Source organism: Caenispirillum bisanense (assembly GCF_900230255.1).
GTDB classification, from domain to species: domain Bacteria; phylum Pseudomonadota; class Alphaproteobacteria; order Rhodospirillales; family Rhodospirillaceae; genus Caenispirillum; species Caenispirillum bisanense_A.
On record NZ_OCNJ01000016.1, the window covers coordinates 12,041 to 24,536 of the forward strand.

The 12,496-nt window shown below is 68.7% G+C and carries 12 protein-coding genes; 4 read left to right on the forward strand and 8 right to left on the reverse strand.

Annotation, left to right across the window (positions count from 1 at the left end):
- Positions 1–37: 37 nt before the first annotated feature.
- Together CRP50_RS22740 and ectB are read right to left on the reverse strand one after the other, a co-directional pair.
- The gene (locus tag CRP50_RS22740; RefSeq protein WP_097281500.1) at positions 38–448 is read right to left on the reverse strand and encodes an ectoine synthase; all 411 of its coding nucleotides are present in this window, start codon (positions 446–448) and stop codon (positions 38–40) included.
- A 121-nt stretch (positions 449–569) separates the two neighbouring features.
- Complete coding sequence (gene ectB / locus CRP50_RS22745) at positions 570–2,507, reverse strand: diaminobutyrate--2-oxoglutarate transaminase (RefSeq protein ID WP_097281501.1); 1,938 nt, start codon at positions 2,505–2,507, stop codon at positions 570–572.
- Positions 2,508–3,067: 560 nt separating this feature from the next.
- On the opposite strand from ectB, the gene CRP50_RS22750 reads away from it, so the two are divergent.
- Positions 3,068–3,337, forward strand: a complete 270-nt coding sequence (locus CRP50_RS22750) for a type II toxin-antitoxin system HicB family antitoxin (RefSeq protein ID WP_097281502.1) — start codon at positions 3,068–3,070, stop codon at positions 3,335–3,337.
- Positions 3,338–3,442: 105 nt separating this feature from the next.
- Here the strand turns inward: CRP50_RS22750 and CRP50_RS22755 are convergent, their stop codons facing one another.
- A complete protein-coding gene (locus CRP50_RS22755; protein WP_097281503.1) occupies positions 3,443–3,691 on the reverse strand; it encodes a hypothetical protein in 249 nt (82 codons plus the stop codon).
- A gap of 194 nt (positions 3,692–3,885) precedes the next feature.
- On the opposite strand from CRP50_RS22755, the gene CRP50_RS22760 reads away from it, so the two are divergent.
- The 3 genes from CRP50_RS22760 (at position 3,886) to CRP50_RS22770 (ending at position 7,214) form a co-directional block, all read left to right on the forward strand.
- Positions 3,886–4,341 carry a PAS domain-containing protein gene (locus CRP50_RS22760; RefSeq protein ID WP_097281504.1) on the forward strand — a complete coding sequence of 152 codons (456 nt, stop codon included), beginning with the start codon at positions 3,886–3,888 and terminating at the stop codon, positions 4,339–4,341.
- Positions 4,342–4,473: 132 nt separating this feature from the next.
- The gene (locus CRP50_RS22765; RefSeq protein WP_097281505.1) at positions 4,474–6,714 is read left to right on the forward strand and encodes a DNA translocase FtsK; all 2,241 of its coding nucleotides are present in this window, start codon (positions 4,474–4,476) and stop codon (positions 6,712–6,714) included.
- 89 nt (positions 6,715–6,803) lie between these two features.
- Complete coding sequence (locus CRP50_RS22770; RefSeq protein WP_097281506.1) at positions 6,804–7,214, forward strand: hypothetical protein; 411 nt, start codon at positions 6,804–6,806, stop codon at positions 7,212–7,214.
- Between the two features lie 504 nt (positions 7,215–7,718).
- Here the strand turns inward: CRP50_RS22770 and CRP50_RS22775 are convergent.
- From CRP50_RS22775 to tatC, 5 genes are all read right to left on the reverse strand, one after another.
- Positions 7,719–8,801, reverse strand: a complete 1,083-nt coding sequence (locus tag CRP50_RS22775; RefSeq protein WP_245913652.1) for a LysM peptidoglycan-binding domain-containing M23 family metallopeptidase — start codon at positions 8,799–8,801, stop codon at positions 7,719–7,721.
- Between the two features lie 74 nt (positions 8,802–8,875).
- Entirely contained in the window at positions 8,876–9,532 is a 657-nt protein-coding gene (locus CRP50_RS22780; RefSeq protein WP_097281508.1) for a protein-L-isoaspartate(D-aspartate) O-methyltransferase, read from the reverse strand.
- Positions 9,529–10,311 (reverse strand): 5'/3'-nucleotidase SurE, encoded by a 783-nt coding sequence (gene surE, locus CRP50_RS22785; protein ID WP_097281509.1) that lies wholly within the window; start codon positions 10,309–10,311, stop codon positions 9,529–9,531. The genes CRP50_RS22780 and surE overlap by 4 nt, the downstream gene beginning before the upstream one ends.
- On the reverse strand, positions 10,304–11,581 hold the full coding sequence (gene serS / locus CRP50_RS22790; RefSeq protein WP_097281510.1) for a serine--tRNA ligase: 1,278 nt from the start codon (positions 11,579–11,581) through the stop codon (positions 10,304–10,306). The genes surE and serS overlap by 8 nt, the downstream gene beginning before the upstream one ends.
- Positions 11,582–11,650: 69 nt before the next feature.
- Complete coding sequence (tatC, locus tag CRP50_RS22795) at positions 11,651–12,493, reverse strand: twin-arginine translocase subunit TatC (RefSeq protein WP_097281511.1); 843 nt, start codon at positions 12,491–12,493, stop codon at positions 11,651–11,653.
- Between the last annotated feature and the right edge of the window lie 3 nt (positions 12,494–12,496).

Sequence of the window (12,496 nt, forward strand, 5' to 3'; positions counted from 1 at the left end):
GCGGTCGCGCCTTCCCAGAAGGCCGCAGCGGCGGCGGTCAGGCGGCCGCGTCGTCCTCGTCGGTGATGAGCGGGTAGACGCCGTTCTCGTCGTGGTCTTCCTTGCCCGTCAGCGGCGGGTTGAAGACGCAGATCATGCGCATGGTCTCGGTGGCGCGCAGCCAGTGGCGCTCGTGACCGTTCAGCGCGTACATGACGCCGTCGTGCAGCTCGAACTTCTCGCCGGAGTCGATGACCTCGATCTCGCCCTTGCCGCCGACGCAGTACACCGCTTCCAGGTGGTTGGCGTAGTGGATGTAGGTTTCCGTGCCACCGTGGATCAGCGTGTCGTGGAACGAGAAGCCCATGCCGTCCTTGCGCAGCAGCATGCGGCGGCTGGTCCAGGTGCCCTTGTCGGCCTTCACTTCCGCTTCGGTGCCGATGAGGTCTTCGAGCTTGCGAACGATCATCGCGGTCGTGTCCTTTGTTCTTGGTCGTCGGTCGTTGTCAGTCGGGGGGTATCGTCTTCCGGCAGCACAACGGGCAAGCGCCCGGCTTTTCAGCCGAGCGCCCGTCGTGGCCGGAACTGGATCACGCAGCCGATCTGGCGTCGGTCGAGCCGGTCTTGCCGCGCTTTCCCGCCACCGTGGCGAAGGCCGCTTCCAGGATGTCGAGGCCCTTGGCGAGGCCGTCGCGCGTGATGGTCAGGGGCGCCAGGATCTTCACCACCTCGCCGCTCGGGCCGGAGGTTTCGATGATGAGGCCGCGTTTGAACGCCTCGGCGCAGATCTCCTTGGCGGCACCCTCGGCGCCGAGCGCGATGCCCTGCATGAAGCCGCGGCCGCGCACCTCGCCGTCGAGCTGCGGGAAGCGGTCGCGCAGGCGGATGAAGCGCTCCTTGATGACGGCCGCCTTCTCGCGCACGTCGTCGGCCAGGTCCTCGGTCTCCCAGAAGCGCAGGGCTTCGGCGGCGGCGACGAAGGCCAGGTTGTTGCCGCGGAAGGTGCCGTTGTGCTCACCCGGGCCGAACACGTCGTACTCGGGCTTCACCAGCGTCACGGCAAACGGCACGCCCATGCCGCCGAGCGACTTCGACAGGCAGACGATGTCCGGGTCGATGCCGGCCGGCTCGAAGCTGAAGAAGGTGCCGGTGCGGCCACAGCCGGCCTGCACGTCGTCGACGATCATCAGGATGTCCCAGCGCGTGCAGATCTCGCGCAGGCGCTTCAGCCACGGCATGGAGGCCGCGTTGATGCCGCCCTCGCCCTGCACCGTCTCCAGGATCACCGCCGCCGGCAGGTCGAAGCCCGAGCCGCTGTCTTCCAGCGTCTTCTCGAAGTAGTCGAGGGTGTCGACGCCTTCGCCCATGTAGCCGTCGAAGGGCATGAACACGGTGTTGTTGAGCGGCAGGCCGGCGCCGTCGCGCTTGAACTGGTTGCCGGTGACCGCCAGCGAGCCCAGCGTCATGCCGTGGAAGGCATTGGTGAAGCTGACGATCTTCTCGCGGCCCTTGACCTTGCGGGCGAGCTTCAGCGCGCTCTCGACGGTGTTGGTGCCGGTCGGCCCCGGGAACATCATCTTGTAGGTCATGCCGCGCGGCTTCAGGATCACGTCCTGGAAGCGCTGGATGAAGCGGCCCTTGGCGCTGGTGGCCATGTCCAGGCTGTGCATGACGCCGTCGGACTGCAGGTACGCGATGAGCGCCTGCTTCATGCCCTCGTCGTTATGGCCGTAGTTGAGCGCACCGGCGCCGGCGAAGAAGTCGATGTACTCCCGGCCGTTCTCGTCGGTCAGGGTGTGGCCCTTGGCCTTGACGAACACGGCGGGAAAGTCGCGCACGTAACTGCGGACGTTGGATTCGTAGGTCTCGAAAATGTCCATGGGGTCGGTCCTCCCGGTCTTCTTGGTGTCTCCGGCGGTGGCGGCGGGCAACGGCCCGATGCGGAACAGGCGCTCGGGCTCGTGGTCGGAGCCTTCGTCGCCCGGGAACCACTCGCCGGGGAAAATCTCGGATATCTTCAGGCGGGCGCCCTGGCGGCGCGCGACGGAGCGGAACAGCATTTCCGACGCCGTGTTGGACGGCGTGACGGTCGCTTCCAGATAGCGCGGCCGGCCCTCGGGGCCCTCGCATTCGAGGAAGGCGTCGAGCAGCCGCTTGCCGACGCCGCGGCCCTTTTCGCTGGGCGCGACGCCCACCTGCCACACGAAGATGGTGTCCGGCTGGGTGGGCGGCACGAAGCCGATCACGAAGCCGACCACGCGGCCGTCGCGCTCCGCCACCACGCAGGTGTCGGAGAACCACTGGCCCATCATCAGGTAGCAGTAGGCGGAGTTGAGATCGAGCGAGCCGGTCTGCTTGACCAGCTCGAACATGGCGGCGCCGTCGTCCGCCCGGGCGGCCCGGATGACCAGGTCGCCGATCCGAGTGGCAGGCTCGTCCGCATCGGGCACGGCCCGCAGGGTGGCGGGATGACCGGAATGGCCCTCCGGCGCGGCGCAGGCGCCATATGGAGTTCGAGAAATCGTCATCACCTCGTCACGCAATCTTGAGTCCGAGCCGCCAACTATTCCGTCGGGGCCCGCTCGTTCGTCGGATGGGCATCTAAAACGCATCGGACGCCGCCCGGTTGCCGCCGCGCATGGCACTCATGCAGGGAAGGCAGCCGGAGTGGCGGATTAACCTGAATATCGCCCACCGGACGCTCGCGGTGTGTGAGAATAAAATACGAATCCGCCGCGAAATGTCAACCCCGCCGCCCACCACTTCCTTTCTACTTAGCTTCTCTGCATTCTCAAATCCGACTGCGATTAGGCATAGTTTTACTCAAGACATTATCGGCGTGTTTAGTTACGTGATTACATGGAAATACATTTTTACTCAAAAAGGGGGTTGCATCGCGGGGCGCGAACGCTAACATGGTCGGCGACGGGCGGAACCAATGCCGCCGCGGCCTGATACTCACCCTCTACTCGTTTGGCGGCGAATCGTGGTTCGGCGCGTTTGTGCATCGGGTCGGGAGATTGTGGAGGATCGCCCGTCTGGACTACTCGCCCGAAGACGAGAACCAAAACGGAGGTCGAAGAGACCCATGAAAGGCTATATCACCATCGTGCGACGCGACCGGGACGACGGCTATCAGGCCGAGATCCTGGGCGTGCCCGGCTGCAAGTGCACCGCGCCGACGGTGGATGAGGCCCTGCACGCGGCCAATCAGACGCTGCGCCGCCGCGCCGAGGAATTCCAGGAGCGGGGCGTCGACCTGCCGGAGCCGCGTCCGTCGCATCACCTCATCAGCGAATCCGCCAAGCATGCCGCCGTCGCCGGCGCCTGCCTGCGCGAGCCGAAGCTGAGCGCGTAAGCGCGCCGCCCATCGGCGAACGCTTACGGAAAAAGCCCTCCGCACCGGCTGGTGCGGAGGGCTTTTTGCGGGTCGGGCATGGAGCCCGGGGCCAGGGCGGCGCCGTCAGTCGGGCGCGGTCTGCCGGATGTCGCCTTCGAGCCCCTCGTCGCGGCCCTGGGCGGGGTCGCCCTTCATCATGGGCGCGCCTTCCGTCGGGTTCTGCACCGGCGCCAGGCCGGTGGCGGGCATGACCGCCGATTCCTGGTTCCACTGGTTGAACAGCCACCAGCCGGCCACCACCACCGCCAGAACGACGATGATGGTCAGCAGCTTGCCGCGCCCGGAGCCACTTCTTCCTTTTCTGTCAGCCACTTGCGTCCCTCCGTTGCGGTCATGCGGCGGCCCGGGCCGGACCGGCCGCGAGGTTGCCCTTGCGCGTGTGAGGGAAACGGGGGCCGGCGGCGCCGGGTTCGGCGGCGCGCGGCGGAAACTCCTTGCGCGCCGGGGCGGCGCCCGGTAACCCTTGGGCGCATCGACGCCCGGCAACCCCTGCCAGAAGTGCCGCCATGACCAGCCGCCTCTCCCTCGTCCTGCGCAACCCCCAGCTCAAGTCGCTCTACGCCTACTGGGTATCCCGCTGCGGCGACGACTCGCTGCCCATGGCCGAGGACGTGGAACCGGCGGACCTGCGGCCGTGGATCGGCAACCTGGTGGTGATGGACGTCAGCCGCAACGGCAGCGACGACGCCGCGCGGTATTCGTACGCCTATTACTCCAGCGGCTTCGCCAGCGCCTTCGGCGACAAGGCCGGGCGCTCCATCGACGAGCTGCCGGAGGAACAGCGCGCCCTGCTGAAGGCGGAATACGACCACGTACGGGTCGACCGCATCCCCACCTCGCGCGTCTATACCGCCGAATTCCCCACCGGCCGCCAGAGCTGGGAACGGCTGGTGCTGCCGTTCTTCGATCCCGAGGGCGAGGTCGTGAAGCTGCTGGTCGCCGCCTACCGCCTCGACACCTGAGCGGTTTCGCCGAGTCGCGCCGGTTTCTGTTGATCCCGACGGGCCTCCCCTGAGATAACTGTGCCGGTTCGTTCCGCACCCGCCGGTCGCGCGGGCGCGCCCTCCTTCCTGTCGCTGCAACCGGAATCGCCCATGACCGCCGACCTCTCCGACGTCGCCGCCCCGGACAAGTACGAGGTGATGACCGCCGACGAGTTCAATCTCTGGTGCGCGCTGAACGGCAAGCCCTACCGGCTGGCCCGCCACGTCTGGCCCGACGGCCGCGCCGAGTGGGACGTGGAGGTGAACCCGGGCAAGGCCGACGGCCTGGTGTGCTACGGCACCGGCCGCGAGGACGAGGCGGTCGCCGCCGCCGCCGCCTTCGCCTTCATCGCCGGCGTGGAATGGGCCGAAGCCGCCATCCGCGCCCGCCTGGAAGACGAGATCCTGGCCGACGCCGAGGCGGACGAGGACGGCGAAGGCGACGCCGAGGACCTGCCGTGGTCCGAAGACGACGCCGACGCGGCCGAAGACGACGACGACGGCTACGACGACCGGCCGTCGCAGGGCTGCATCGCCCCGGCGGCGCCCGAGGCGTGGGACGAAGGCGAGGACGGCTCCGACACCCTGGAAGCCGCCGATGCGGACGAGGACCGTGACGAGGAACCGGAGGCCGTCGCCCCGGCCCCGCTCGCCGTCGACGCCCTCGCCGAACTGGGCGCCGAGGCCGGCCCCGCCGCCGTGGACGAAGCCGCCGCCGACGCCGCAGCCGAGCCGGAAGCGCCCGCCGAGGACACCGACGGCTACGAATACCCGCCGCTCGACCTGCTGCAGTTGCCGAGCAACCGCGACAACACGCCCGAGGACGAGGCGAAGCTGGCCGAAAACGCCCGCTCGCTCGAAACGGTGCTGAAGAACTTCCGCGTGCGCGGCGAGATCATGGAGGTCAAGGTCGGCCCCGTGGTCACGCTCTACGAGCTGGAGCCGGTGCCGGGCACCAAGTCGGCGACCATCATCAATCTGGCCGACGACATCGCCCGCTCCATGTCCGCCATCACCGCCCGTATCGCGGTGGTGCCGGGCCGCAGCGTCATCGGCATCGAGCTGCCCAACGAGGCGCGCGAGACCGTGTGGCTGCGCGAGATCATGGACAGCGACCCCTTCCAGGGCAATCACAAGCTGCCGCTGGCGCTCGGCAAGGACATCGGCGGCAACCCCATGGTGGTGGACCTCGCCCGCATGCCCCACCTGCTCATCGCCGGCACCACCGGCTCGGGCAAGTCGGTGGGCATCAACGGCATGATCCTGTCGCTGCTCTACCACCTGCCGCCGGAAAAGTGCCGCCTCATCATGGTGGACCCGAAGATGCTGGAGCTGTCGGTCTACGACGGCATCCCGCACCTGCTGACGCCGGTGGTGACCGACCCCAAGAAGGCCGTACAGGCCCTCAAGTGGGCGGTGCGCGAGATGGAAAGCCGCTACAAGGCCATGGCGACCCTCGGGGTGCGCAACATCGAGGGCTACAATGCCCGCGTGACCGAGCTGGTGGCCAAGGGCGAGCGGGTGATGCGCCAGGTGCAGGTCGGCTTCGACCGCGACCGCCGCGAGCCCATCTACGAAGAACAGCCCATGGACCTGCGGCCCCTGCCCTACATCGTGGTGGTGGTCGACGAGATGGCCGACCTCATGCTGGTGGCCGGCAAGGAGATCGAGGCCGCCATCCAGCGCCTCGCCCAGATGGCCCGCGCCGCCGGCATCCACCTCATCATGGCGACGCAGCGCCCGTCGGTGGACGTCATCACCGGCACCATCAAGGCCAACTTCCCGACCCGCATCTCCTTCATGGTGACGAGCAAGATCGACAGCCGCACCATCCTGGGCGAGGCCGGCGCCGAGCAGTTGCTCGGCCAGGGCGACATGCTCTACATGGCCGCCGGCGGCCGCATCACCCGCGTGCACGGCGCCTTCGTCGCCGACCACGAGGTGGAGAAGGTGGTGCGCTTCCTCAAGGACCGCGGCGAGCCCGAATACCTGCACACGGTGACCGAAGACGACGACCTGGACGGCGACGGCCTCGGCTACGAGGGCGGCGGTTCGGGCGGCGGCGGCGCCGTCGGGCTCGAGAACATCCCCTCCTCCGGCGACGACCTCTACGACCAGGCCCTCGCCCTGGTGCTGCGCGAGCAGAAGGTGTCGGTCAGCTTCATCCAGCGCCACCTGCAGATCGGCTACAACCGGTCCGCCCGCCTCGTGGAGCGCATGGAGAACGAGGGCGTCGTCAGCCCCGCCAACCACGTCGGCAAGCGCGAAATCCTGGTCTCGGCCGCCACCTACGGCGGTGGCATGGGCGGCGGCGGCATGGCCTCCGCCGTGGACGACGACGACGATTTCTGAGCCACTCACCAAGGCATCGGGCCGACGCCTCCTTCCAGGCTGGTCGCGCGTTGCTGCACTGCAACCGCGACCACCGAGGAGCCGCCCGCATGCCCCGTAGACCGTCCGCCGCCGCCACCGTTCCCCTGTTCGGCCTCGACGCCTTCCGCGCGGCGGTGAAGTCGGCGGAGATGCTGTCGGCCGCCGCCGTCACCATCGGCTTCCGCACCACCTCCATGGCCGCCGCCTGGGGCGGCTGGCAGCCCCACGACACCGCCGAGAATACCCGCATGGTGACCGAAAAGATGGCCGCCGCCGGCGAATGGGCGGGCGCCGCCTCCAAGGCCATGATGGGCATGCAGGCCGAAGCGATGCGCCTATGGACGGTCGACAGCTGGACCGGCGGCCTCGACGCCTGGACCCGCCTCGCGACGCTCGGCGTCAGCGGCTACGGCGGCATGCTGGCGCCCTACCACAAGCGCACCACCGCCAACATGCGCCGCCTCGGCCGGAAGGCGTGAGGGGGTGGGCGCCATAACCCACTGAACATCCTCTGAAAATGTCATGGCCGGGCTTGACCCGGCCATCCACGGCGCCCCTGTCAGCCGCCGCGGAGACAGCCCCGAAGCGGCCGGCGCGGTGCACGCCGTGGATGCCCGGCTCGGTGGCCGGGCATGACAAGCAATTGAAAAGACAGAGAAAATTGTCATGGCCGGGCTTGATCCGGCCATCCACGGCCCCGGGCGGCCGCCGTGGAGACAGCCCAGGAACGGCCGACGCCGTGCATGCCGTGGATACCCGGCTCGGTGGCCGGGCATGACAAGCGCTTGATTCAGAAGGCAGAATTGTCATGGCCGGGCTTGACCCGGCCCTCCACGGCGCCCCGGACGGCCGCCGTGGAGACAGCCCCGAAGCGGCCGGCGCGGTGCACGCCGTGCACGCCCGGCTAGGAGACCGGGCATGACAACGTGTTGAAAAGGCGCCGGTAATCGCCCGTGCCGCCGGCCCAGGCGCCCCGCCCTGCCCTACCGCGCCGCCAGGTCGGCGGAGCCGTCCAGGTACTTCACCGGGTCCACCGCCTTGGAGCCCTTGCGCAGTTCGAAGTGCACCTGCGGGCGGTCGACGTTGCCCGTGGCGCCGGACTTGGCGATGACCTCGCCCTTCTTCACCGTCGCGCCGCGCTGGGCGATGAGCTGGCTGTTGTGGGCGTAGGCCGTCATCCAGCCGCCATCGTGCTTGAGCAGCAGCAGGTTGCCGAAGCCCTTCAGCTCGTTGCCGGCGTAGACCACGACGCCGTTCTCGGCCGCCTTCACCGGCGTGCCCTCGGGCACCAGGATGTTGACGCCGTCGTTGTGCAGGCCCTTGCCGGCGGGGCCGAAGCCGGCGATCACCGGCCCCTTCACGGGCCACGCGAAGCGGCCGCCGGAGCGGGCGGGCGGTTCACCGACCGGGGCCGGCTTGGGCGGAGCCGCCGCCACCTTGGGCGGCTCGGCCGGCGCCGCCGGGGCGGTGGTTGCGGACGGCGGCGGAGCGGTGGTCGGTGCCGGCGCGGCCGGGCCTTGCGCCACCACCGGCGGCGCGGGCGCGGCGGACGAACTGCCGGGGTCGGTCTTTTCCACCAGCACCGGCGGGCGCGGCTCCGGTTCCGCCCGGTCCGCAGCCATGGCCTGCACCGTGCCGGGCAGCACCAGGCGCTGGCCCTGGGTGATGACGTAGGGCGGCCCGAGGCGGTTGGTGCGGGCGAGCGCGTTCATGTCCACCGCATGGGCGCGCGAGATGCCGTAGAGCGTGTCGCCCGGCTGCACCACGTAGACCTGCTGCGCCGGCATGCGCAGCACCTGCCCGACGTAAAGCGTGTAGGGCGGCGCGAGGCGGTTCATTTCCATGAGCTGGCGCATGGGTACGCCGTAGGTGCGGGCGATGCCGTAGACGGTGTCGCCGCGCTTCACCGTCACTTCCGGCGGCACGTCTCGCACCGGCGCGCCGGTGCCGCGGCCGGTGGGATGGAAGACGGAGTTGTATTCCGGCTGGGCGTCCCACTGCGTGCAGCCCGCCAGCCCGGCCGCCATGGCTGCGGCCAGGAGAACGGCGCGGCGTCCGCGGCGCATGATGAACCCCCTCATCCTCATGGCCGCCAGCCTATACGGGGTTGCCGCGTCGCTCAATGGTGCAGTGCCGCTGATCAGCCGTTGCCGACCGGCAGCCCCTCCACCAGCGGCACGAAGCGCACGGGGAAGAGATGCGTCACCACCGGCTCGGCGCCCTCCTCCTCGGGCTTCACGACCTTGATGAGTTCCTGGTCGGTGCCCGGCTCGTAGCCGATGGGCAGCACCAGGATGCCGCCCGGCTTCAACTGGTCGAGCAGCGCCTGCGGGATCTCGCGGAAGGCCGCCGCCGTCACCATGATGCGGTCGAAAGGCGCCTGTTCAGGCCAGCCGCGGGTGCCGTCGCCGACCATGGTGGTGATGTTGTGCAGGCCGAGCTGGTGGAAGCGCTGCTCCGCCACCCGGCTGAGCGGCCGATGTCGCTCGATGCTGTAGAGCCGCCGGCAGAGGCGCGACAGCACCGCCGCCTGATAGCCCGACCCGGTGCCGACCTCCAGCACCTTCATGCGTGGCCCGACCTCCAGCGCCGACGTCATCAGGCCGACGACGATGGGCTGGCTGATGGTCTGGTCGCAGCCGATGGGCAGCGCCCGGTTGGCCCAGGCCTGGCTCTGGTACACCGCCTCGACGAAGACCTCGCGCGGGATGGCCTCCAGCACCGTCATCACCCGCGGATCGACGCCCTGGCGGCGCAGCTCCATGACGAGCTGCGCCTTGTGGCTCTGATCCATCATCGCAGCACCTGCTTGAGGGCCAGCATGGTGGGTTCGTGGGTCAGGTCGACGCACAAGGGCGTGACGGACACCACGTTGCGCCCCACCGCCTCGATGTCGGTGCCGACGACGGTGGTTTCCTCGTTGCGCTGGGGGCCGATCCAGACATAGGGGCGGCCGCGCGGGTCGTGCCGCTCGATGAGCCCGTCGCCGAGCTTGCGCTTGCCCTGGCGCACCACTTCCACGCCGGCCACCGCGTCGGGGGCGCAGTTGGGGAAGTTGACGTTGATGGTCACGTTGCGCGCCCAGCCCTGGGCGCAGCACGCGCGTATCACCCGCGCCGCATGGGCGCGCGCCGTCTCCCACGGCACCGGGTCGGGGTGGCGGAAGATCTGGCTGAGGGCGATGGACGGCACGCCGAGCAGCGTGCCCTCGATGGCGGCGGCGATGGTGCCCGAATAGGTCACGTCGTCACCCAGGTTGGCACCGCGGTTGATGCCCGACAGCAGCAGCGTCGGCTTGCGGTCGGGCACCAGCTTGTTGACGGCCAGCAGCACGCTGTCGGTCGGCGTGCCGTCGACGGCGAAGCGCTTCTCCGCCACCTGACGATAACGCAGCGGATGATGCAGCGTCAGCGAGTGGGCCGTGCCGCTCTGTTCCGTTTCCGGCGCCACCACCCAAACGTCGTCGCTGAGGGAGAGCGCGATCTCCTCCAGCAGGGCGATGCCCGGCGCATGGATGCCGTCGTCGTTGGAGACGAGGATGCGGGCGGTCGACAGATCGGTGACGGGCTCAAACATCGGCGGCGATCACCTCCACGCCGCCCATGTAGGGGCGCAGCGCCTCGGGCACCACGATGGAGCCGTCGGCCTGCTGGTAGTTCTCCAGCACCGCCACCATGCAGCGGCCGACCGCCAGCGCCGAGCCGTTCAGCGTGTGCACGAAGCGAGTGCCCTTCTCGCCCTCGGGGCGGAAGCGGGCCTTCATGCGGCGCGCCTGGAAGTCACCGGTGTTGGAGCACGAGCTGATCTCGCGGTAGCGCCCCTGCCCCGGCAGCCAGACCTCGATGTCGTATGTCTTGCGGGCCGAGAAGCCCATGTCGCCGGTGCACAGGGCGACGACGCGATACGGCAGGTTCAGGCGCTTGAGCACTTCCTCGGCGCACTGGGTCATGCGCTCGTGCTCGGCGTCGCTGTGGTCGGGGTGGGCGATGGAGACCAGTTCCACCTTCTCGAACTGATGCTGGCGGATCATGCCGCGCGTGTCCTTGCCCGCCGCACCCGCTTCCGAGCGGAAGCAGAGCGTGAAGGCGGTCATGCGGATGGGCAGCGTGTCTTCCGTCAGGATCTGGTCGGCGACGGTGTTGGTGAGCGTCACCTCGGCGGTCGGGATGAGCCAGCGGCCATCTTCGGTGCGGAACAGGTCCTCGGCGAACTTGGGCAGCTGGCCGGTGCCGTAGAGCGGCTCGTCGCGCACCAGCACGGGCGTGTTCATTTCCGTATAGCCGTGCTCGCCGGTGTGCAGATCCAGCATGAACTGCGCCAGCGCCCGTTCCAGGCGCGCCAGCTTGCCCTTCAGCACCACGAAGCGGGCGCCCGACAGGCCGGCCGCCGTCTCGAAGTCCATGAGGCCGAGGCCGGTGCCGAGCGCGTCGTGCTCCTTGGGATCGAAGTCGAAGGCGCGCGGCGTGCCCCAGGTGCGGATCTCGACGTTCTCGGTCTCGTCCTTGCCCGCCGGCACGTCGTCGGCCGGAATGTTCGGCAGCGCCATGAGCAGGACGTCGATCTCGGCGGCGGCGGCCTTCTCGGCCTCTTCCGCTTCAGCGAGCTTGCCCTTGAAGGCCGCCACCTCTTCCATGATCGCGCTGGCGTCGCCGCCCTGCGACTTGATCTTGCCGATCTGCTTGGACGCCTCGTTGCGCCGCGCCTGCAGGTCCTGCATCTCGGTCTGCAGGGCCCGGCGGCGGGCGTCGATCTCCTGAATCCGGGCCGACAGGGGGCTCAGGCCGCGGCGGGCCAGACCCTCATCGAAAGCCTCAGGGTTGTCGCGGATCCATTTGACGTCGAGCATGAGCGCGTCCGGTCTTTCTTCTCTGAAATCAATGCCATGAACGAAGCCGGTGAGGCCGCTCGCGCGGCCTCACGACTGGTTGAAATCGGTCTCGTCGACGCCGTCGGCCAGGGCCTCGGGGTCTTCCTCTTCCTCCAGCGCCTCCTGCCGTTTGCGCTGCATGAGGCCGACCGTGATGATCGATATCTCGTAAAGCGCGATGAGCGGCAGGGCAAGGCCGACCTGGCTGATGACGTCGGGCGGCGTCATGATGGCGGCGAAGATGAAGACGCCTACGATGGCGTACTTGCGCTTGCTCTTCAAGCCGTCCGCCGTCACCACGCCGGCGCGTGCCAGCAGGGTCAGCACCACGGGCAGCTGGAAGCTGACGCCGAAGGCGAGGATCAGCTTCATCACCAGGCCGAGGTATTCCCCGACCTTGGCTTCCAGCTCGATGGGCAGCACCGTCTCGGATCCCGAAGTCTGGAAGCCGAGCAGGAAGCGCCACGCCATGGGGATGATGAAGTAATAGACCAGCGCCGCGCCGATGGCGAACAGCACCGGGCTCATGAACAGGAACGGCAGGAAGGCCTTCTTCTCGTGACGGTACAGGCCCGGCGCGACGAACCGCCACAGCTGCCAGGCGAACACCGGGAAGCCGATGACGGCGGCGCCGAAGGCCCCGACCTTGATGTAGGTGAAGAAGGCTTCCGTCAGCGCCGTGTAGATCATGCGCTGGCTGCCGCCGACCTCGTGCATGATGTCGGCCAGCGGCTGCACCAGGAAGCCGTAGATGTATTCGGCCACGAAGTAGCAGCCGAAGAACGCCACGATGAAGGTGACGGCGCAATAGAGCAGCCGCTTGCGCAGCTCCAGCAGGTGCTCGAGCAGCGGCATCTTGTTCTGTTCGGGATCGTCCCGCACGACGGCCATGGA

Coding starts and splice junctions, on each gene's coding strand:
- CRP50_RS22740 (WP_097281500.1), bottom strand. CDS start 448: ATGATCGTTCGCAAGCTCGAAGACCTCATCGGCACCGAAGCGGAAGTG.
- ectB (WP_097281501.1), bottom strand. CDS start 2,507: ATGACGATTTCTCGAACTCCATATGGCGCCTGCGCCGCGCCGGAGGGC.
- CRP50_RS22750 (WP_097281502.1), top strand. CDS start 3,068: ATGAAAGGCTATATCACCATCGTGCGACGCGACCGGGACGACGGCTAT.
- CRP50_RS22760 (WP_097281504.1), top strand. CDS start 3,886: ATGACCAGCCGCCTCTCCCTCGTCCTGCGCAACCCCCAGCTCAAGTCG.
- CRP50_RS22765 (WP_097281505.1), top strand. CDS start 4,474: ATGACCGCCGACCTCTCCGACGTCGCCGCCCCGGACAAGTACGAGGTG.
- CRP50_RS22770 (WP_097281506.1), top strand. CDS start 6,804: ATGCCCCGTAGACCGTCCGCCGCCGCCACCGTTCCCCTGTTCGGCCTC.
- CRP50_RS22775 (WP_245913652.1), bottom strand. CDS start 8,801: ATGCGCCGCGGACGCCGCGCCGTTCTCCTGGCCGCAGCCATGGCGGCC.
- CRP50_RS22780 (WP_097281508.1), bottom strand. CDS start 9,532: ATGATGGATCAGAGCCACAAGGCGCAGCTCGTCATGGAGCTGCGCCGC.
- surE (WP_097281509.1), bottom strand. CDS start 10,311: ATGTTTGAGCCCGTCACCGATCTGTCGACCGCCCGCATCCTCGTCTCC.
- serS (WP_097281510.1), bottom strand. CDS start 11,581: ATGCTCGACGTCAAATGGATCCGCGACAACCCTGAGGCTTTCGATGAG.
- tatC (WP_097281511.1), bottom strand. CDS start 12,493: ATGGCCGTCGTGCGGGACGATCCCGAACAGAACAAGATGCCGCTGCTC.